This is a genomic window from Solilutibacter tolerans (assembly GCF_900155935.1).
Lineage (GTDB): Bacteria > Pseudomonadota > Gammaproteobacteria > Xanthomonadales > Xanthomonadaceae > Solilutibacter > Solilutibacter tolerans.
This window is the reverse complement of sequence record NZ_FTLW01000002.1, coordinates 583,885-602,668: the sequence shown is the minus strand read 5'-3', so window position 1 is coordinate 602,668 and position 18,784 is coordinate 583,885. Positions and strand designations below refer to the sequence as shown.

Here is an 18,784-nt window from a genome sequence, read left to right as displayed (position 1 = left end):
CCGGGTGACCGGCGCATCCACCAAAGGTCACGATCCGGACGCGTCGCCTTGTTCTGACATGGGGATGCGGCGGGCGCTGGACAAGAATCGCCGTGCCAGCAGGAAGGCCGCGCAGCACAGCCCGGCGATCAGGCCCAGCCACATCCCCTTGGGCCCCCAGCCGAGCCCTAGACCCAGCCCGGCGCCGAGCGGCATGCCGATGCCCCAATAAGCCAACGCAGCCAAGAGCATCGGTACGCGAGTGTCCTTGAGCCCGCGCAGTGCCCCGGCGGAGAGCACCTGTATGCCGTCCGGGAACTGGAACGCGGCCGCATACAGCAGGAGGCTTCCGGCCAGAGTCGCGACTGCCACATCCGCGGTGTAGCGCGACGCGATGAAGTCGTGGCCAAAGATCATCAACACGCCCGACAGGAACTGCGTGCCCAGCACCAGCAACAGGCCCGCCTTCGCGGCGCGCAGCAGCTGACTGCGATCACCACGGCCCAGCGCGTTCCCGACGCGCACCGTGGTCGCCTCGGCGATGCCGAAGGGGATCATGAAGCACAGGCTGGCCACGTTAATGGCGATCTGGTGCGCCGCCGCCGGCACTTCGCCCAGGCGCCCGATCAGGAGTGCGGTGACGATGAAGAGGCTGCCTTCCATCGCCACGGTCACGCCAATCGGCAGACCGGTCTTGAGCAGGCTGCCGAGCGCAGCCTTGGCGGGAAGGTCAAAGCGGCCAAACAGGTGAAGGTCGGTGAAACGTTTGGCCGTGGCGAGGTAGATCGTAAAACCCACCGCCTGCGCCCACATCATCGCCGCCGAGGCATAGCCCAGACCGCCCGCACCCATTTCCGGGAAGCCCCATCGACCAAAGGCCATCGCCCAGCCGAGCGGTGCCAGCACCAGCAGGCCACCCAAGCCAAATAGCATCGTCGGCAGCGACCAATGCAGCCCGTCGCAGAGATAACGCATGGCGAGGTAGAGCGTGAGCGCCGGCACGCCCCAGCGGATGCCGTGGATGAACGCGGCCGCGCCCGGACGAATATCGGGCGCGATGCCGATGACATCCAGCGCTAACGGGAACAGCGACATCAAGCCGAACAACACCACCCCCAATGCCGCCGCCAACCAGAGCGCCTGGCGGAACAAGGGCGCGATTTCATGGCGACGGCCTGCGCCATCCATCTGCGAGATCGACGGCGGCAGCGCCATCAGCGTGCCCATCGGGATCATCATCGGCAGCCAGAACATCGCGGTGCCCACCGACACGGCCGCGAGCGTGGCCGTGCCATGGCGTCCAGCCACCAGACTATCCACCAAACCGATCATGCCCGTGGCCAGATGCCCGGCTGCGAGCGGCGCAGCCAGGCGCGCAGTGCGGGCCAGCTCCTGACGCATCGAAGGGCGGGACAGGGGGCTTGTTGGGGAAGGCATAAAGATTTCTTGCAGCGACCGGCATGGCCGAGCCGCGGATGGCCCGCTATCTTACCCGGGCGAAAAGGATGCCCCATGACCAAGCCGTTAGACCCCATCGAACCCGTGACCGCGACGTACCCCACGCATACGCCGTCACAAGGCATCGCCTGCCATAACTGCCAGACCATGCTGCAAGGCGGCTACTGCCATGTGTGCGGCCAGCATGCGCACAACCCGCTGCGCAGCTTTCGTCACGCGGTGGAAGACGTGTTCGAATCGTTCTGGCATGTCGATGGCCGAATTTTCCGCACCCTGCGCGACCTCTTGATCACCGGCAAAGTCAGTCGCGACTACCTGGATGGCCATCGTGTGCGCTACATCGCGCCGCTACGTCTGTACGTGATCCTCTCGCTGATCACCTTTTTCGTCGCGCATTTCCTTACCGCCAACCTCAAGGGCGGGCTCGAGACAATAGCCGATGTAGACAACGCCTCCTCCGCGCAGACGACCGTGGCGGCGGTGGAGCGCGAACGCGACCTGAAACTCGCCTCGCTGGAGAAATCCCTGCAGCAGGCCAGGGATAGCCAAACCACCATCGGCATCACCGCAATCAGCGCTGCGCAGGAGACCGTCAAAAAGCAGGCACAAACCCGTATCGATCAAATCAACCGCGAGAACGCCGATAAAGCTGAGTCGTCCGTTCAGGCCGATGTTTCCCCGGTTCTGGCCGAAGCGACCGGCATGATCAAGACTCGCTCAATCACATCGTCGAGACCAACGCGCGTCTGTTCAGCAAGGACAAACGTACCTTCGTCGAGCGCCTCCTCACGCATACACCCGGCATCCTCCTAGCGCTGCTGCCGTTGTTCGCGCTGATGCTGCGCATCGTCTACCTGTTAAGGCCGATGGGCTATCTGGAGCATCTGGTTGTTGCGCTGTACAGCCATGCCTTCCTGCTGCTGATCGCGTTGTCGTGGATATTGATGTTGCTGCTGGATCGCGCGCTGGGCAGCACTTTCCTGGGTGCCATCGCGGCCACTGTATTCCCGGTTCTGGTACCGGTTTACCTGTTTTTCTCGCAAAAACGTGTTTATGGCGAAGGCTGGTGGATGACGTTGCTGCGCTTTGTGGTGACCTCGTTTCTTTACTTCGTCCTGGCGACACTCGCGACAGTCGCGGTGATCAGCATGGCGCTACTAATCAAGGCGTGAGCCTGATGATTACTTATGAAGTGAATCTGGATGTCGATACGCGGCTGCGTGTCGACTACCTTGCCTGGCTACGCAGACATGTTGGCGAGATGCTGAAGTTTGATGGGTTTCAAGCAGGCCTTATCGAAGAGGTCATCGAGCCGGCGGCGGCCGCAGGGCGCATTTGCTTATGCGTTCGCTATCAAGTGCGTGATCAGGCCAGCCTCGATGATTACCTGGCCCGGCACGCCGCGCGCATGCGCGAAGATGGCCTTGCGCGGTTTGGCGATGGGTTTCGCGCAAGCCGGCGTGTACTGCACGCCTTGCCGCCCGAATAAATCCAGTAAACCCATCAGCGATCCATCTGGGTCATCAACCAACCCAGTCGATCCGCGGGCGGCTGACGAATCAGGGCCTGACGCAAGGCATTACGCTCGGCCGGCGGGGTAGAAAACGCGAGCCTGCCAAGCAACTCCAACTCCTGCGGCGACATCGCATGCAAGGTACGCAGGAGCGGCTCACGCTCGGCCTCTGGCACATAGGCGATGAGCGGATGCAGGCGCGGGTAGTACGCCCCCAACACCGGGCCCAGCCGCCAACCGTGCTTTTGCTCGCCGGACAAAGCAGCGAACTTCACACGCATCGCCGCTTGTTGCTCGGCTGGCAATTGCGAAAACGCTGCGGCCGATGCACGCAAGCCGGCCTGCTGGATGGGCGGCAATTGAAGCCACGCCTGCATCTGCGCACGCGCATCGCGGCGGGAGTCCGGCGTCAGTGCCTGCCACGCCGCGATGCGCGTGCGTAGCGCCTCTTGCTGCGCGGGCGACAAGGGCGGTGACGCTGCCGTGGCGACCATCGCGATCCCGGCCACGACCGCCGATGCCGCCAGCAACACCAACGTGGGTCGGACAGCCCTGTTACGGCGCATCTTGCCCGCCGGTGTCGGTGCTGGATGTCGCGTTCTCAGGCGCCTCGAAAGTCGGCGGCGGCGGCTCGTACGTGGCCGTACCCAGCCGCTCGGCCTGGTACCAGGCGTAGAAGGCGGTGTCACGGGCGATGGCGGCATCCGCCTCGGGAATTTCCAGCAGGGTGCGATCCGGATGCGCAGCAATCGCCAGCTCATCACCAAAGCGCGCCCTCGGCGCTTCCTCCGCCAGCGCGCGGCTGCGGATTCTGGGCTCATCGCCGTATCCACCGAGCGGCCACCAGTAGGTCGCCGCCAGGGCGACGCCCGTCATCGCCACCACGGCCGCCAGCGTGCGTCGAGGCCACGCCGACATCCCCACTACCGGCTCCTGCCATAGCGGGGGTGCCACCGGCAGGCTGCGCCAGCTGGCGATATTCACCAAGCGCGTCGACGGGACTGCCTGCACGCGCATCGCCAACGCCTCCGGCCAGGCCTGCCAGTCTTGATCCCCGGCCAATGCTTCCGCGCGCGCCAAGGCCTTCCGGCAGACTGCGGGGGAGCGCGCCAACAACGCCGCCAGTTCAACCTCATTCAAGCCCGACAACAGCTTTAGCAGCACCAGGACGCGCAGCCCGGGCGGCAATCGCCCCAAATGCCCCAGCGGGGCCGGTAGCGCCGGCAAGGGGCCAAGACGGATGTCCGGGGATCCCAACAAGCCGTGCCAGAAGCGCACAGCCAGCGCCCGCACGGTCGCGCCGGGGTCGGATACCTGGGCGCGCATGGCCTCGGCAACAGCCCGGTCCCCCGCCGCGGCATCGCCTGTACACAGCTCCGCGAAGACGGCAGCAGGCCGCTCCAGCGACTCCTGGAGCCGGCGAAACGCAAGGGGATTGCTGGAGAGAGAGGGGGCTGCTGACATCAACAAAGGCTTCGCAAGTCCTCAGATGATAGCCAGATGCACGGCAGCGACGCGGGATCACACTTTTCCGAATTCCGCAACCATTCCGTGCAGGTTGTGCACAGCCGTCACTAAGTTGTCACTCACCACCCTGAATCAATACGTTCAGCCATGTTTCATGGATGTTTCACGCGCAAGTTATTGTTTTAATTGAAATTGCCTCTTTTGGCACTTTTTTCACCAATACAACGATGCCCCTCGTTTTCAGGGGCGTTTTTACACACGGCGCAATGAGTACACAGAGTTATCCACAAACGATGTGGATAAACGGCTTTGTCTTTTTGCGCCAATGACTTGCGTCGGTTTCATCAATCAGTCGGACAGCTTTCGGGCGCAAGTGTCCTTGCCAATCTGCTGATGCCCCATCCATCCGCCCGTAGAATCTCCTCCATGCCCGCGACCGCGCTTCAGCTCGCCCTGCCCGTTCCGCTGCCGACCCTCTTCGACTACACCCCGCCGCCGGGCCACATGGCGGGGCCGGGCGATGTCGGACGTCGGCTGCGGGTGCCGTTCGGCCCGCGCGAGATGGTCGGTATCGTCACCGGACTTGTACCCAGCGCGCCCGACGCCCCGCCGCTGCGCGAGGCGCTGGGCTTCCTTGAGCCATGCCCCGTCCTCACTGGCGAGCTATGGGACTCCCTGCATTGGCTGGCCCGCTACCTGCACGCGCCGCTGGGCGAGGTGCTGGCGACCGCACTGCCGGCCACGCTGCGCCGCGGCGAGGCGCTGCCCGACATCGCCGACCACGGCTGGCAGCTGACCGAAGCCGGCTACACCGCCTTGCCCAGCCTGCGCGCCGGCGCGCCCCGACAATTGGCGGAATGGTTGCAGGCGCAGGGCCAGTGCCCTGAGATGCGGCTGGATATCGCCCAGCCGGGCTGGCGCGCGCCGATGCGCAGCCTGCACAAGCGCGGGCTGGTCGAAGAAATCGACATGACGATGTGGCCTCCCGTGCCCACACCGCAAATCGGGCCAACGCTCAACCACGCGCAGCAAGCCGCCGCCGATGCGATTCGCGCCGCCAATGGCTATGCGCCCTTCCTGCTGGATGGCGTTACCGGCAGCGGCAAGACCGAGGTCTATCTGGATGCGATCGCCGATTGTCTGGCACGTGGCCGTCAGGCGCTGGTGCTGGTGCCGGAGATCGGCCTGACCCCGCAAATGCTCGCGCGCTTCGAGCAGCGCCTGGGCGTGCCCGTGCACGCGCTGCACTCCGGCCTCAACGACAACGAACGCGCTCGCACCTGGTGGGCGGCGGCGAATGGCAGCGCGCAAGTCATCGTCGGCACCCGCTCCGCGGTCTTCGTGCCGTTACCCAATGCTGGCCTTATCGTCATCGACGAAGAGCACGACAGCAGCTACAAACAGTTCGACGGCATCCGCTATCACGCGCGCGATTTCGCCATCGTTCGCGCCAAGACCATGGGCATACCCGTGGTGCTCGGCAGCGCCACACCCTCGCTGGAAACGCTGCAGAACGCGCAGGCAGGGCGTTATTCGATGTTGCGTCTGACCGAACGCGCGGGCGATGCCAAACCACCGCGCGTGCGCGTGCTTGATGTGCGCAAGCGCCCGCTGCAGGCCGGCATGGCGCCGGAGATGCTGTCTGCGATCCGCAGTGCGATCGATGCCGGCGGACAGGTGTTGGTGTTCAAGAATCGTCGCGGCTACGCGCCCATGCTGCTCTGCCACGACTGCGGCTGGAGCGCGCATTGCCCACGCTGCAGCACGCCGGACAAGCCAACACCCATGACCGCGCATGCCGGCGGCAAGCGCCTGCAATGCCACCATTGTGGCAATCGCCGTCCGGCGCCATCGGCATGCCCGGATTGCGCCGGGCTGGCGCTGGAGCCGCAAGGCAACGGTACCGAACGCATCGAGGAATTACTTGCCGCGCAGTTCACCGACGTCCCGGTGATCCGCATCGACCGCGGCAGCACTCAACGCCGCGATGCGCTGCAACAGCACTTCGACACGCTGGGTAGCCAGCCCGGCATCCTGATTGGCACACAGATGCTGGCCAAGGGCCACGATCTTCCCAACCTCACCCTGGTCGCCGTGGTCGGTATCGACGAAGGCTTGTATTCGGCGGATTTCCGTAGCGGTGAAAAACTCTCGCAACTATTGGTTCAAGTTGCCGGTCGCGCCGGTCGCGCCGACAAACCGGGCGAGGTGCTGTTGCAGACCCATCATCCCGACCACCCCCTGCTGCACACGCTGATCAACGGCGGCTACCACGCCTTTGCCGATGAAGAGCTGGCCTTGCGGGATGCGGCATCCCTGCCGCCTTATGCGCACCTGGCCGTGCTGCGCGCGGAAGCCAAGCACGTGGATGCACCCACGCGCTTCCTTGCCGAGGCGAAGCACCTGCTCGAAGGCGTCAATGCCGATGTTCAGGCCATGCAGCTGCACGGCCCGCTGCCTGCACCGATGCCGCGCCGTGCTGGCTACCAACGCATGCAGCTGGTGATTTCCGCTTCCCAACGCAAGACCTTGCATCAAGCACTCGGCACCGTGATGCCTACGATCCGCACCCTGCCCGACGCGCGAAAGCTGCGCTGGTCGCTCGATGTGGACGCAGTGGACCTTTATTAATTAAGGCTTGCGGCAACCCGTCAGCAGATCCTGCTCGGGCGCATACACATCCGCGCGCACGCGCATCAGACCCAGCACCGTGCTGAACATCGCATCGTGGGTGCGCGGCGCGATGCGCTTGGCCAGCATGCAGCCCATGTCGATGCCATCCGCCTTGCGCATTTCGGGCGAGAGCCACAACCACATCGGCACTTTCAACTGCATCTCCGGCGCGATGCTGCGCGGCACACCGTGCAGGTACAGGCCGTTTTCGCCCAGCGACTCGCCATGGTCGGAGAGATACAACATCGCCGTATCCCGTGATGGAGATTCCTGCTTGAGCAGTTCAACGGCCTTCGACAACACATCATCGGCATACAGGATGCTGTTGTCGTAGCTGTTGCGGATGGCTTCTGCGTCGCAACTCGCGAGTTGGTCGGTATCGCAGGTCGGTGTGAACTTGCGAAACTCATCGGGATAGCGTCGGTAATAGGCCGGCCCGTGGTTGCCCAACATATGCAGCACGATGATGGCATCGCCCTTGGTTTCATCGATCTTCGATTTCAAACCATCCAGCAACACGCCATCGAAACATCGTCCATCACTGCAATACGCGGGAATTGCCAGTTGCGACATCGCCTCAAATGGCAAGTCGGAGCACACACCCTTGCAGCCGCTCTGATTGTCACGCCAAAGCGTTTTAACGCCCAGGCGATCAAGCAAATGCAACAAGGACTGCGATTCGCGAATCGCCTTGCGGTCGTAGGCGCGCAAGCCTTGCGGCGAAAACATGCACGGGAGCGAGACTTCGGTATTGGTGCCGCAGGCGGTGACATCGGGATAGTTGATGCCATCCTGCAAGGCCAGCTTGGGCGTGGTTTGTCGGCCATAGCCATCCATGCCCCAGTTGTGCGCGCGCACCGTTTCGCCGACCACCAGCAACAACAAGCGCGGCCGTGCATTCGCCGGGCGCTCGATCGCCGCGCCCTTGCCGATCTCGGCCTTGGGCCCATTACTCGCCTTGTCATCCATCAACACCTTGACCAGCGAAACGACCCAGTTGCCCGGGGTGATCAGATGGCGAATGTCCTGCTGATTGCGCATCAGCGAAGCCAAAGGCTGATAGGCCAAACCGATGGCAGCAGCTGCAACGATCAGTGACAACAGCAAGCCCGCCGCATGCATGGCCAACCCGCGCGACACACTCCGTTGCACCGGGCGCGAACGCCATACCAGCAGGCACGGCAACAGGCCGCATACCAACAAACTTACCAGCAAGCCGGGCGTCAATAGTTCGCTGGCTTCCTTGCTATCGGTGACCAGCACGTTGCGCACCATGTCCGGATCCAAATACACCCGGTAGTGATTCATGTAGTAAACCGCTGCGGCCGTGACCATCAGCAGCAATGGCAGGAGGATTTTCATCGTCCATCGGTTCAACACCAGGATAAACAAGGCCGTGTGCAACGCGACCATGCCGATGAACAAACCGATCACCAATCGCCATGCGCCCGGCTCTTGCCAAGCACTGGTCGCCGCGAATGCGTGCCAGAAAGCCCCATTGCAGGCGATCGCAAAAAACAAAGCTGCGCCCAGCGCCATCCACTCACTCGCGACTTCACGACGGGTGCTTTTCCACCACTGCTGCCAACGACTCATGCCTGCGCACGCCCCCTGAATACGCCATACAACAACAGCGAAACACCCCAACAGATCATGATCGTGGTCAGATCATGGGAAAGGAAGTGCGCACCACGCAATTCCTGCGATGCGGCGAACACCGTGCCCATCGCCAACCCGAACCCAAGCCCCCACCAGCGCCAGTGCGGGCGAACGTGCAGAAAGAAAAAAAACAAGGCGATCCATGCGAATCCGGAGCTGGCATGCGCGGCCGGAAAGCAGGCGTTGCGTGGGATGTTGACTGGCCACGCTTCAAACAGGCCGATGTGCATGCCGCTGCCGCCATAGCGCTGCAGGCCCCACGGGCACTGCATCGGCACGGCATGCTTGATCATCGCCACCACACCTGTCGCCAACACCACGCTGGCCATCAAGATGAGGAGAGGCCGCCGCCAAGCGCGCCACTCAGGCCGATGCCAGATGATGCCGGTGAAGATGGCCGTGCCGAGCCACATCAACTGGCTGAGCATTTTTCCATCCTTATGAATCACCCCCACGGTCAGCCAGTGCTCGCGCAACCGCCAGCCGCCTCCTCGGAGCGCATACAGCCAATCAGCAATGACAAAGTCGCCCTCTCCCAGCATCAACCACGTCATCGCCAGCAGATAGATCGCCAAGGCGATACACCAAGGGCGCAGACAGGCATCGAACTGGACATGGGAAACTGGCGTGGAGGGCGCATAAGCAATCGCAAGCGCGTGCGGGTTTGACAAGGACATGTGCCGACGCAGATAGAAGACGGGCACAGCCTGTCGGATCCAGCGGCAAGATCCGCTCGGACAAATCTCGCCAACTTGTTAAACGCTTCGACCAACAGATGTGAAATCCTTGTCGGCATGCGTGCCCACACACCCTTCGCCCCCCACCCGAGATCGATGAACGTGTTGATCGTGGAGGATCAGCACGACATCGCGGCCAATATCTGGGATTTCCTGGAGCGCCGCGGCCACCGCGCCGACCACGCGGCCGATGGTGCCAGTGGCCTGGCCCGCGCCATGGCAGGGCAATTCGATGCCATCGTGCTGGATCTCGGCCTGCCTCGCATGGACGGATTGGAACTCTGCCGGCGGATGCGCGAAGCCGGACACGGCACGCCTATCCTCATGTTGACTGCGCGCGACACACTGGACGACAAGCTCAAGGGCTACGCCGAAGGTGCGGATGATTACATGGTCAAACCTTTCGAGTTGCGCGAACTCGAAGCGCGATTACGCGTGCTTTGTCGTGATCGCCAGGCCGCGACCAAAGCGGCTGCCTACGGCCCGCTGCGCTTCGACGCCGCTAGCCTCCTGGCGTGGCGCGATGGCAAGCGCATTCCGCTCAACCGCAACCAGGGCCGCTTGCTCGAACTCCTCCTGCAAGACGCGCCGCGCATCGTCAGCCACCAACGCCTTGCCCATGGCCTGTGGGGTGATGCGCCGTTCGATACCGCGCGCCTGCATGATCATCTTTATGCATTGCGCGCACTCATCGACAAACCTTTCCCGACGGCATTGATCCATTCCGTGCATGGCCTGGGTTATCGCCTGCTGGCAGATGACGATGCGTAAACACATGAGCTTCCGCGCGCGGGTCATGTTGATGGCCATCGGCATGGGGCTGACCATGAGTCTGGTTTTCGCCGCCGCGGCGATCTTCATCACAGAGCGCTACGAACACGTGTTGGTCGGCGCCCTGCTGCAAGACGAGGCGAATGCCTGGGCGGAACGCCTGTTTGAAGACCCCAATGCACGTCTGCCATCCAGCGAACTGCAGCGCGCGTATCTGCGCCGACCGGGCGAAACCAACCCCTTGCCGACGCACTTGGCCGGTCTGACACCGGGCGTGCATGAAGACCATTCTTCTTCCAGCGATGGCCTGCATGTCGGCGTCTTCGACACCCCTGCCGGGCGAATCTATCTTGAAATGGATTTGCGCGAAATAGAGGCGCTCGAGCGTTACTTGCTCCACATCCTGTTTGCCGTCATCTTCGCCGGCGCATTGCTTAGCAGCCTGCTGGGCTGGTGGCTGGCACGCAGCGCGACACGGCCATTGCGCCGCTTGGCAGGTGAGGTGGAGCGGCTGGACACGGCCCCGCATATCACCGACTTGGCCGCTCACCATCCACGCGATGAACTGGGCCGTGTGGCACTCGCCATCGACAGCTATCAGCGCCGTTTGGTGGAAGCAGAGGAGGTCGAGCGCGCGTTCTTTGCCGATGCCAGTCATGAGCTGCGTACACCAGTTGCCGTGGTCCGTGGCGCATTGGAGCTATTGGAAGAAGATGTACAGGCGCAACCGCGATTGCAGGCTCCCATGCGTCGCCTACGCCGTGGCGTGGATGAAGTCTCAACCCTGCTGGAGGCCTTGCTTCGCTTGGCCCGGCGACAATTGGCCGAACGCGAAGTGATGGATGTCGATGCCTGGGCGCATCAATTCCTCACTACCTTGGTGCAAGGATGCGCAGCGCCTGTGACGGTCAGCATCGAAGGTCGTGCCGGCACACTGCCTCTGCCGTTGCGTGATGCCGAGCTGATACTAAGCAGCCTGTTGCGCCCACTCTTGGCCAAACCCATCGGCGACATACTGACGGGCGTACTGTCCCCGCAAGGCATCGAACTGCATTTTCATACCGTGCAAGAAGACGTGCCCCGCTTGACATCGCCTATTCGCAATATGGCCTCGCGCAGTGATCGAAACCTGGGGACCAGCTTGATCGGTCGGTTGGCGAAGGCTCATGGATGGCAGGTCGACATGCTCGATGAAAAATCCCTGTCGATCCGCTGGCCTCATCCCGCCCCAACGACGCAAGTCAATTGAGATTCATCCACAGGACTCTGAATTCTCGCCTCGCTCACGTCATGTCCGAGACACTGTCACGCCCGACCAGGCATATCGACATGACCCATCACGACACCGGCGCGCAACGTGAAAAACTGGCTGAGCTGATCAGCAAATTCCGTACTGCGATGCTCACCACATTGGACGCCGCCGGCCACATGAGCTCGCGCCCTATGACGCCCCTGGGTGATGGTTTTGATGGCGCGTTCTGGTTCGCCACTGAAATCGACAACGCCGCGGTGCAAGCCATTCAGTCGCAAGCTTCCGTCAACGTCAGCTTCATGCACGAAGGCGACAACCACTATGTCTCGGCCAGTGGTCGCGGCCACATCGTCACCGACCGCGCCGAGATCGAACGCTTGTGGTCTCCGGCGCTCAGCGTTTTCTTCAAGGGCGGCAAGGACGACCCGCGTGTCTGCCTCATCCGTGTGGACGTTACCGAGGCAGATTATTGGGATGGCCCGGGCAACCTGCTGACCAAGCTCGCGTTCTTCGCGACGGTCGCCACCACCGGCAACCACGAGGCCCTGAGCGATACCGGATCGGTCAAGCTCTGATCGCCCCGACGCTTGCCGCCCTCTGCCAAGCCACGAATCGCACCTCAACGAAAAACGGCCCGATTTCCCGGGCCGTTTTTTTTCGCCTGTCGAATCAGGCCGCGAATAGCGCCTTCATCTTCTTGAGTGCATTCGCTTCGATTTGGCGGATACGCTCGGCACTGACGCCGTATTCGTCGGCCAGATCCTGCAGGGTCACCTTGCTATCGGCATCCAACCAGCGGCGCTTGATGATGTCGCGACTGCGTGCATCCAGCCCGGCCAGACTCTCACGCAACATCGACAACTGATTGTCTTCGCTGTCAAAGCGCTCGTAAGCCTGCGCCGGGTCTTCGGCATCGGCGACCAGGAACGTCGCCGGCGACGGCGGTGCACGCTCATCATCGTCCGAATCAGGCGCATCGAAACCGATATCGCGACCCGACAGGCGCGCCTCCATCTCCATCACTTCGGAGACCGGCACGTTGAGGTCTTCGGCGATCGTGCGTGCTTCCTCCGCGTTCATCCAACCCAGGCGCTTCTTCGACTTGCGCAGGTTGAAGAACAGCTTGCGCTGCGCCTTGGTGGTCGCGACCTTGACGATGCGCCAGTTCTTGATGATGAACTCGTGCATCTCGGCGCGGATCCAGTGCACCGCAAAGCTGACCAGGCGCACGCCCATGTCGGGGTCGAAGCGTTTGACGGCCTTCATCAAACCGATGTTGCCCTCTTGCACCAGGTCGCCTAGTTGCAGGCCGTAGCCGTTGTAGCCACGCGCCACGTGCACGACGAAACGCAGGTGCGCGAGGATCAGGTTCTGTGCAGCCGTCAGGTCGTTGTCGTCGCGCAGGCGACGGGCCAAGTCCTGCTCTTCCTCGACGGTCAGGACCGGGATCTGGTGCACCGCGCCGATGTAGGACTCCAGGGAGCCCAGCGCGCTCGGGATCGGCAGGTTATTGGGGATCAGCGGGTAAGTTGCAGCTTGTGCATTCATGCGCGTGATTTTAGCAGTCGTCATGGGTGAGTGCTAATGGCCGAAAGTCACCCTTTGCGTTCCATTCATGGAACGAGGGCCGCCCCCGGACGACCACGCCAAATCGTGGCCGTTGCATTGATTTGGGGGCCCGAAACGGGTTCTCAAGGCCCTGCTTCGGCTAATTCGACCCGGGCTGGCAGCGTCCAGTCGATAGGGGTTTCGCCCCGTTGCAGCAGGTATTTGTTGGCTGCCGTGAAGTGCCCACAACCCAAAAACCCCCGATGCGCCGACAAGGGGGAAGGATGGGGTGCCCGCAAGACCCGGTGGCGGCGCGTATCGATGACCTTGCCCTTGGCCTGCGCGTAACTACCCCACAGCAGGAAGACTAGATTTTCGCGCTCACGATTGAGCACATCGACCACATGATCGGTGAAGCCTTCCCAGCCCTTGCCCTGGTGACTACCGGCGCGCCCCTCTTCCACCGTCAGCACGCTGTTGAGCAGCAATACGCCTTGCTTTGCCCACGGCACCAGATAACCGTGGTCAGGCCGAACGAAGCCGACATCGGCCACCAACTCTTTGTAAATGTTGACGAGCGATGGCGGCACAGGCACGCCCGGCAATACCGAGAAAGACAAGCCATGCGCTTGCCCGGGCCCGTGGTAGGGGTCTTGGCCAAGAATGACGACTTTGACGTCCTCTAATGGTGTCGCATCGAAGGCGGCAAAGATGTCGGCGGGCGCAGGATGGATGCGCGCACCGGCGGCGCGACGCTCACGCAGAAAAGCAGAAAGCGCCTGCATGTCATCGCGGGCGAACCAGTCGCCGACACGTGCTTTCCACGATGGCTCCAACCGCAGCTCGCGTGTCTCGCTCATGCGATCGCGGCGCGCGCCTCGGGCAAGGCGGCCAAACGCAGCTGAAACAAGGTCTTGGTCACCAAGAGGCGTTCTTCGATGGGCTTGAGCACCAGGTCATTGGCACCCAGCTGGATCAGTTCGCGCTGGTTCTTGGCGTTTTCGTCGCCCGTCATCACCAGCACCGGCAACTGGCGCTTGCCATGCCCCAGCCGCTCACGCACATGATCTAGTACATCCTTGCCGGTCAGCTGACCTGTCAGGTACAGATCGGTCAGGATGAGATCGCAGCCCGGCACATCGCCTTCGGCTGCGCGTGCATCCATCCATTTGATCGCATCCTCCGCGCTGGAGACGTGCGTAACCCGGAGCGATTGCGACTCCAGCATGCGCTTGGTCGCGAGCGCGACGACGCGGCTGTCTTCCACATACAAGACATGTGCACCCGGCACCGTCTGCGGCTGCACATAACCGCGAATGAACGCAGCCAACGCCCCCATGCCCAGCGCCTTGTCGAAATAGTCGGTGACATCATCGCCCAGCGTGCGTGCTTCAAGCCGCGCCTGCGCTTCGCCCGACACCACGATCACAGGCACGTAGGCTTGACCTGCCGAGGCGCGCACGGCATCGGCGATCGCAAGGCCGTCGCCATCGGGCAAGGCGAGCGACGTGGTGACGAGATCGACATCGCCCGCCGCCAACTGCTCGCAGGCCGCGGCCACGCTCTCGCAGGTCAGTACGGTGACGCTGGGCAACTCTTTCACCAGCACATCGCGGATCAGCTTGCGCACCAGCTTCGAGCCATCGACCACCATCACCCGTGGCGCGTCGGAAACGACGTGGCGCAAATCGTGACGTTGTCCGCCCATCAGTGCTCCGGTCGCGTCTGGCGTAGATAGTGACCGGTGACGATGCCGCCGCCGAGCCAACCCAGCAGACCAGCGCCCAACACCACCAACAAGGCCTGCAAGGGATTGAAGCCCTGCAAGGCGAAACGACTGCCATAACTGGCCGCGAGCTGTGCCAATGGCGGCGCGAGGTAATGGTTGGCCAGCGTTAGCAAGCCGATGGCCAACGCACCGGCGGCGAGGCCATACCACGCACCCAGATACAGGAACGGGCGGCGGATGAAACCATCGGTCGCACCGAGCAGTTGCAGCACGCCGATCTCTTCTTTGCGCGACTGAATGTCCAATCGCACGGTATTACCGACCACCAACAGCGCGCCGATGCCCAGCAGCAGCGCCAGCACCCAAGCCAAGCGCGTACCGAATTGCAGCCACTGATTCAGGCGCTCACGCCAAACCACGTCGTGCTGGACTTCTTCGGCTTCCGGCAAGGCACGCAAGGCCTCGGCTAGGGCAACCTCATTCGACTTCGGCGTGACGATATAGAGATGGGGCAGTGGATTGCCTTCGAGCTGATCGATCGCATCACCGAACGCGCTGCTTTCACGAAAATCGGCCAGACCTTCTTCCGGCGTCACCCATTGCAGGTTGGCGATGTCGCTGCGTTCGCGCAGTGTTTCAGCGAGTGCACGCGCGCGCTCCAGCGAAGTGTCTTGCTTGAGGAACACGCTGATCTCGCGCGACTGCTGCACGTTGCCCGCGAATCGTTCGACGTTGGCAAGGATCAGACCCAGGCCCAATGGCAAGGACAGCGCCACCGCCATCACGCCGATGGTGAGCAAGGTCGCGCCCGGTTTGCGGATCGCGCGGCCAAGACTCGCCATCAGGCTGTAGAGATGATGGTCGAACCACGTGCCGATGCCCGATTGGGTGACGGAGGTATTCGGCTTATTCATCAGCCAGGTCCTCCGGCGAAATGTCATCGGCCAAACGCCCGTGATCCAACACCAGCACGCGTTTCTTCATCCGTTTGACCAAGCCGAGGTCATGGCTCGCAATCAACACGCTGGTGCCGCGTTCGGGGAGCGACGCGAACAAGTCCATGATTTCGGCGGACAAGGTCGGATCCAGGTTGCCGGTTGGCTCATCGGCCACCAGCAGGCGCGGCTCACCGATCAATGCACGCGCAATGCCCACGCGCTGCTGCTCACCCGCGGAGAGCTGCGTCGGCAATGCCTTCTCGCGCCCGCCCAGGCCCATGCGCTCGACGATGCCGCGCACGCGCTTGCCGATTTCGCCGCGACGCATGCCGCGCAAGATCAGAGGCAATGCGACATTTTCGTAAACACTGCGATCGGTCAGCAGCTGATGATCCTGATACACCACGCCGACATCACGCCGGTGCATCGCCACCCTGCGGCCACGTACCTTTAAAAGATTCTTTTCATCAAACAGCACCGCGCCACGACTGGGGCGCTCGGCCAGCTGGATCAGCTTCAGCAGCGTGCTCTTGCCCGCACCGGAATGACCGGTGATGAACAGCATTTCGCCCGGCTCGACGGTGAAACTGACCTCTGCCAGTGCATCCTGCCCACCGGCGTAGCGCTTGCTCACGTTGTCGAAGCGAAGGATTCCCATGCGCTGATTATGCCTGCGCCGGGCCGGTTATCGACGGCGCGGCACGTGCCCGCCGTCGCAACCCGGATCAGTGCGTGCGCGACGGCCCGCGCGTGACCAACGATTTCAGTCCGCGGCCAATGCGCGACAACAACGAGCCCTTTTCGCCTGCGGGCGTAGCGACCTTGGCTGCCGGCACGTCCGGCGTGCGCTTGGCCTGCGCGATCGTCTGCGTGTTGGCGCTGTTACCCGCAGCTGCGCCATCGACCGGCTTGCCGCGACGGCGACGGCGACGCTTGCGCGGGGCCTTGTCGGCGTCGGCGGCCTGCACGGGGTTGGGCGATGCGGCATCGGCATTGCCTGTGTCCGGGCGATCCGGGCGCGGGCCACGACGGCGACGCTCGCCGCCACTGCCCTCGCCTTGCTTGCGCGGACCGCGACTGCCGCGGCCACCCGAGCCGGAACGCTCGCCGCGACCGCCACCACGCTTGGCGTCTTCGGCGGCGCGGGCTTCGCGTGCTTCCTTGAAGATTTCGCCGATGCTTTCGCCCTCCTCGGCCACGGCTTCCACCTGCGGCTTGGGGGCGCGCGGCAAAGCGGTGAGGAGCTCCTGCGTCACCGGCTCGGACGGGATTTTTTGTTCGATGTAGGCCTCGATATCGGGAAGCGACATCGCATACCGTTCGCAGGCAAAGCTGATCGCGTCGCCTTCCGCGCCCAGGCGCGCCGTGCGGCCGATGCGATGCACGTAATCCTCGGCATCGAACGGCAGGTCGTAGTTGAAGACATGCGACACGCCATCGATGTGCAGGCCACGCGCAGCAACGTCAGTGGCGACCAAAAGTTCCAATTGACCAGCCTGGAATTTCTTCAGCAGCGATTCGCGCTTCTTCTGCGGCACGTCGCCGCTGAGCACACCGACGCGATAGCCGGCTTTCTCCAGCGCACGCGCAACGCGCTCGACGAAGGCCTTGGTGTTGACGAAGACCATCGTGCGTGCGCCTTCGCTGCGCGAGAGCAAGCCCAGCAGCAACGGCAACTTTTCTTCGTCCGCCGGGTAATACAGCACCTGGCGTACGCGTGCGGCAGTGACCGTTTCCGCTTCGACCACCAGCTTCTCCGGCTCATTCATGTGCTCGTAGGCCAGCTCCAGCACGCGGTGGCTGAGGGTGGCGCTGAACAGCAACGTCTGTCGCTCAGTGCGCACCGGCATGCGGCGCAGCAGGAAGCGGATGTCCTTGATGAAGCCGAGATCGAACATGCGATCGGCCTCGTCCAGGATGCAGACCTCGCAGGCGTGCAGGCTGACGACCTTGTGCTGCTTGACGTAATCGATCAAGCGACCGGGCGTGGCGATGATGATGTCCGCACCGGCCTGCAACTGCGCGCGCTGCTTGTCGTAGTCCACGCCGCCATAGACGAGCGCGATCTTGAGGCCGAGGTCGGACGCGAACTTCATCGCATCCTTGTGGATCTGGATGGCGAGCTCACGCGTCGGTGCCAGGATCAGACAGCGCGGGTCCTCCGGATTGCGCTCGGCCAGTGCCGGCCGGGTCAGCAGGCGATTGATGGCCGCGATCAGGAAGGCCAGCGTCTTGCCGGTGCCCGTCTGCGCCTGGCCAGCGACATCTCGGCCCGCCAAGGCGACCGGCAAGGTCATCGCCTGGATCGGCGTGCAGCGGGAGAACCCGGCGGCTTCCAGCCCGGCCAACAGGCTCGGGTGCAGGTCGAATGAGGAAAAAGGTACGTCGGTAAGGGGTTTGTCAGACATGTATTCAGTAGGCCGGCGCAACACGCGCTTGCAAGTCAGGGAGGCGCGCCGCAGACTTCAGGCAGTGCTGCGCGGGCATTGGGCGGGGTTGAAACCGCCCGGAAACGCCCCAGTTTAGCAAGGCACGCCCCCTCCCACCCATTTGGAGCCACCATGAGCGACAACGTCTTCCACGCCACCGATGCCGACTTCACCCAGCAAGTGCTGGAATCCGACGTCCCGGTGCTGGTGGATTTCTGGGCGCCCTGGTGCGGCCCCTGCCGCATGATCGCGCCGTCACTGGACCAGTTGGCCACCGAGTACGCCGGCAAGGCGAAAGTGGTGAAGGTCGACATCGACCAGAACCAGGCCACCGCGCTGAAGTACCACGTGCGCTCGATCCCGATGCTATTGATGTTCAAGAACGGCCAGGTCCAGGCGACCCAGGTGGGCGCCGTCGGCAAGCCGCAATTGGCGCAATTGATCGACCAGGTGCTCTGACCCGAAAGCTGTACGGCGGCCGTGCAATGCGGCCGCCGAAACCCCAAACGCTTGCTACGCCGCCTCAGCGGTGCTAATTTCAGGGTGTCCGGCGCTTCCTGCCCAGCAGGCCAATCCCGCCGCACCCTTCTGATTCACTCCCCAAGACGCCCCGCCTACCGAATGCCGGGCG

At 63.1% G+C, this 18,784-nt stretch carries 19 protein-coding genes; 8 read left to right on the top strand and 11 right to left on the bottom strand.

Features of this window, described 5'->3' with window-relative positions; all coding sequences use genetic code 11:
- Positions 1 to 27 precede the first annotated feature (27 nt).
- Positions 28 to 1,416 (bottom strand): MATE family efflux transporter, encoded by a 1,389-nt coding sequence (locus BW989_RS05955; RefSeq protein WP_076586284.1) that lies wholly within the window; start codon positions 1,414 to 1,416, stop codon positions 28 to 30.
- A gap of 75 nt (positions 1,417 to 1,491) precedes the next feature.
- On the opposite strand from BW989_RS05955, the gene BW989_RS05950 reads away from it, so the two are divergent.
- Genes BW989_RS05950 through BW989_RS05940 form a run of 3 tightly spaced genes read left to right on the top strand, consistent with a single transcriptional unit; the run spans position 1,492 to position 2,926 of the window.
- Positions 1,492 to 2,250 (top strand): DUF3667 domain-containing protein, encoded by a 759-nt coding sequence (locus BW989_RS05950; protein ID WP_076586282.1) that lies wholly within the window; start codon positions 1,492 to 1,494, stop codon positions 2,248 to 2,250.
- Positions 2,251 to 2,273: 23 nt separating this feature from the next.
- On the top strand, positions 2,274 to 2,609 hold the full coding sequence (locus BW989_RS05945; RefSeq protein WP_129582830.1) for a hypothetical protein: 336 nt from the start codon (positions 2,274 to 2,276) through the stop codon (positions 2,607 to 2,609).
- A gap of 5 nt (positions 2,610 to 2,614) precedes the next feature.
- On the top strand, positions 2,615 to 2,926 hold the full coding sequence (locus BW989_RS05940) for a DUF4286 family protein (RefSeq protein WP_076586523.1): 312 nt from the start codon (positions 2,615 to 2,617) through the stop codon (positions 2,924 to 2,926).
- Positions 2,927 to 2,940: 14 nt separating this feature from the next.
- Here the strand turns inward: BW989_RS05940 and BW989_RS05935 are convergent, their stop codons facing one another.
- Positions 2,941 to 3,516, bottom strand: a complete 576-nt coding sequence (locus tag BW989_RS05935; protein ID WP_076586278.1) for a DUF3106 domain-containing protein — start codon at positions 3,514 to 3,516, stop codon at positions 2,941 to 2,943.
- On the bottom strand, positions 3,506 to 4,414 hold the full coding sequence (locus BW989_RS12590) for a hypothetical protein (protein ID WP_165688564.1): 909 nt from the start codon (positions 4,412 to 4,414) through the stop codon (positions 3,506 to 3,508). The genes BW989_RS05935 and BW989_RS12590 overlap by 11 nt, the downstream gene beginning before the upstream one ends.
- Positions 4,415 to 4,843: 429 nt before the next feature.
- On the opposite strand from BW989_RS12590, the gene BW989_RS05925 reads away from it, so the two are divergent.
- Positions 4,844 to 7,048, top strand: coding sequence for a primosomal protein N' (locus tag BW989_RS05925; RefSeq protein WP_076586274.1), 2,205 nt, complete (start codon positions 4,844 to 4,846; stop codon positions 7,046 to 7,048).
- Here BW989_RS05925 and BW989_RS05920 read toward each other — a convergent pair whose 3' ends face one another.
- Complete coding sequence (locus tag BW989_RS05920; RefSeq protein ID WP_076586273.1) at positions 7,049 to 8,686, bottom strand: phosphoethanolamine transferase; 1,638 nt, start codon at positions 8,684 to 8,686, stop codon at positions 7,049 to 7,051.
- The gene (locus BW989_RS05915; protein WP_076586272.1) at positions 8,683 to 9,426 is read right to left on the bottom strand and encodes a phosphatase PAP2 family protein; all 744 of its coding nucleotides are present in this window, start codon (positions 9,424 to 9,426) and stop codon (positions 8,683 to 8,685) included. The genes BW989_RS05920 and BW989_RS05915 overlap by 4 nt, the downstream gene beginning before the upstream one ends.
- Positions 9,427 to 9,582: 156 nt before the next feature.
- On the opposite strand from BW989_RS05915, the gene BW989_RS05910 reads away from it, so the two are divergent.
- The 3 genes from BW989_RS05910 to BW989_RS05900 are packed head-to-tail and all read left to right on the top strand — an operon-like array spanning position 9,583 to position 12,084.
- Entirely contained in the window at positions 9,583 to 10,257 is a 675-nt protein-coding gene (locus BW989_RS05910; RefSeq protein ID WP_076586270.1) for a response regulator transcription factor, read from the top strand.
- Complete coding sequence (locus BW989_RS05905; RefSeq protein WP_076586268.1) at positions 10,244 to 11,506, top strand: histidine kinase dimerization/phospho-acceptor domain-containing protein; 1,263 nt, start codon at positions 10,244 to 10,246, stop codon at positions 11,504 to 11,506. Before BW989_RS05910 ends, BW989_RS05905 begins: the two co-directional genes overlap by 14 nt.
- A 41-nt stretch (positions 11,507 to 11,547) precedes the next feature.
- Complete coding sequence (locus BW989_RS05900) at positions 11,548 to 12,084, top strand: pyridoxamine 5'-phosphate oxidase family protein (protein ID WP_083688280.1); 537 nt, start codon at positions 11,548 to 11,550, stop codon at positions 12,082 to 12,084.
- Positions 12,085 to 12,178: 94 nt separating this feature from the next.
- Here BW989_RS05900 and rpoH read toward each other — a convergent pair whose 3' ends face one another.
- The 6 genes from rpoH to rhlB all read right to left on the bottom strand — a co-directional run bounded on the left by rpoH (position 12,179) and on the right by rhlB (position 18,132).
- Positions 12,179 to 13,057 carry an RNA polymerase sigma factor RpoH gene (rpoH, locus tag BW989_RS05895; RefSeq protein WP_076586266.1) on the bottom strand — a complete coding sequence of 293 codons (879 nt, stop codon included), beginning with the start codon at positions 13,055 to 13,057 and terminating at the stop codon, positions 12,179 to 12,181.
- Between the two features lie 143 nt (positions 13,058 to 13,200).
- A complete protein-coding gene (gene ung, locus BW989_RS05890; RefSeq protein WP_076586264.1) occupies positions 13,201 to 13,917 on the bottom strand; it encodes a uracil-DNA glycosylase in 717 nt (238 codons plus the stop codon).
- Entirely contained in the window at positions 13,914 to 14,765 is an 852-nt protein-coding gene (locus BW989_RS05885; RefSeq protein WP_076586262.1) for a response regulator, read from the bottom strand. The genes ung and BW989_RS05885 overlap by 4 nt, the downstream gene beginning before the upstream one ends.
- A complete protein-coding gene (ftsX, locus tag BW989_RS05880) occupies positions 14,765 to 15,700 on the bottom strand; it encodes a permease-like cell division protein FtsX (protein ID WP_076586259.1) in 936 nt (311 codons plus the stop codon). The genes BW989_RS05885 and ftsX overlap by 1 nt, the downstream gene beginning before the upstream one ends.
- Positions 15,693 to 16,382 (bottom strand): cell division ATP-binding protein FtsE, encoded by a 690-nt coding sequence (gene ftsE, locus BW989_RS05875; protein WP_076586257.1) that lies wholly within the window; start codon positions 16,380 to 16,382, stop codon positions 15,693 to 15,695. The genes ftsX and ftsE overlap by 8 nt, the downstream gene beginning before the upstream one ends.
- Positions 16,383 to 16,449: 67 nt before the next feature.
- The gene (gene rhlB / locus BW989_RS05870; protein WP_076586255.1) at positions 16,450 to 18,132 is read right to left on the bottom strand and encodes an ATP-dependent RNA helicase RhlB; all 1,683 of its coding nucleotides are present in this window, start codon (positions 18,130 to 18,132) and stop codon (positions 16,450 to 16,452) included.
- Positions 18,133 to 18,285: 153 nt separating this feature from the next.
- Between rhlB and trxA the strand changes: the two genes are divergently transcribed.
- On the top strand, positions 18,286 to 18,612 hold the full coding sequence (trxA, locus tag BW989_RS05865; protein WP_076586253.1) for a thioredoxin: 327 nt from the start codon (positions 18,286 to 18,288) through the stop codon (positions 18,610 to 18,612).
- Positions 18,613 to 18,784: the final 172 nt, after the last annotated feature.

Excerpts from the sequence above, each read along its gene's own strand:
- BW989_RS05910 (WP_076586270.1), top strand. The coding sequence starts at position 9,583 with ATGAACGTGTTGATCGTGGAGGATCAGCACGACATCGCGGCCAATATC.
- BW989_RS05955 (WP_076586284.1), bottom strand. The coding sequence starts at position 1,416 with ATGCCTTCCCCAACAAGCCCCCTGTCCCGCCCTTCGATGCGTCAGGAG.
- BW989_RS05935 (WP_076586278.1), bottom strand. The coding sequence starts at position 3,516 with ATGCGCCGTAACAGGGCTGTCCGACCCACGTTGGTGTTGCTGGCGGCA.
- BW989_RS05905 (WP_076586268.1), top strand. The coding sequence starts at position 10,244 with ATGACGATGCGTAAACACATGAGCTTCCGCGCGCGGGTCATGTTGATG.
- ftsE (WP_076586257.1), bottom strand. The coding sequence starts at position 16,382 with ATGGGAATCCTTCGCTTCGACAACGTGAGCAAGCGCTACGCCGGTGGG.
- BW989_RS05920 (WP_076586273.1), bottom strand. The coding sequence starts at position 8,686 with ATGAGTCGTTGGCAGCAGTGGTGGAAAAGCACCCGTCGTGAAGTCGCG.
- BW989_RS05925 (WP_076586274.1), top strand. The coding sequence starts at position 4,844 with ATGCCCGCGACCGCGCTTCAGCTCGCCCTGCCCGTTCCGCTGCCGACC.
- ung (WP_076586264.1), bottom strand. The coding sequence starts at position 13,917 with ATGAGCGAGACACGCGAGCTGCGGTTGGAGCCATCGTGGAAAGCACGT.
- BW989_RS05915 (WP_076586272.1), bottom strand. The coding sequence starts at position 9,426 with ATGTCCTTGTCAAACCCGCACGCGCTTGCGATTGCTTATGCGCCCTCC.
- BW989_RS12590 (WP_165688564.1), bottom strand. The coding sequence starts at position 4,414 with ATGTCAGCAGCCCCCTCTCTCTCCAGCAATCCCCTTGCGTTTCGCCGG.
- rpoH (WP_076586266.1), bottom strand. The coding sequence starts at position 13,057 with ATGAATGCACAAGCTGCAACTTACCCGCTGATCCCCAATAACCTGCCG.
- BW989_RS05900 (WP_083688280.1), top strand. The coding sequence starts at position 11,548 with ATGTCCGAGACACTGTCACGCCCGACCAGGCATATCGACATGACCCAT.
- BW989_RS05940 (WP_076586523.1), top strand. The coding sequence starts at position 2,615 with ATGATTACTTATGAAGTGAATCTGGATGTCGATACGCGGCTGCGTGTC.
- ftsX (WP_076586259.1), bottom strand. The coding sequence starts at position 15,700 with ATGAATAAGCCGAATACCTCCGTCACCCAATCGGGCATCGGCACGTGG.
- BW989_RS05885 (WP_076586262.1), bottom strand. The coding sequence starts at position 14,765 with ATGGGCGGACAACGTCACGATTTGCGCCACGTCGTTTCCGACGCGCCA.
- rhlB (WP_076586255.1), bottom strand. The coding sequence starts at position 18,132 with ATGTCTGACAAACCCCTTACCGACGTACCTTTTTCCTCATTCGACCTG.
- trxA (WP_076586253.1), top strand. The coding sequence starts at position 18,286 with ATGAGCGACAACGTCTTCCACGCCACCGATGCCGACTTCACCCAGCAA.
- BW989_RS05945 (WP_129582830.1), top strand. The coding sequence starts at position 2,274 with ATGCTGCGCATCGTCTACCTGTTAAGGCCGATGGGCTATCTGGAGCAT.
- BW989_RS05950 (WP_076586282.1), top strand. The coding sequence starts at position 1,492 with ATGACCAAGCCGTTAGACCCCATCGAACCCGTGACCGCGACGTACCCC.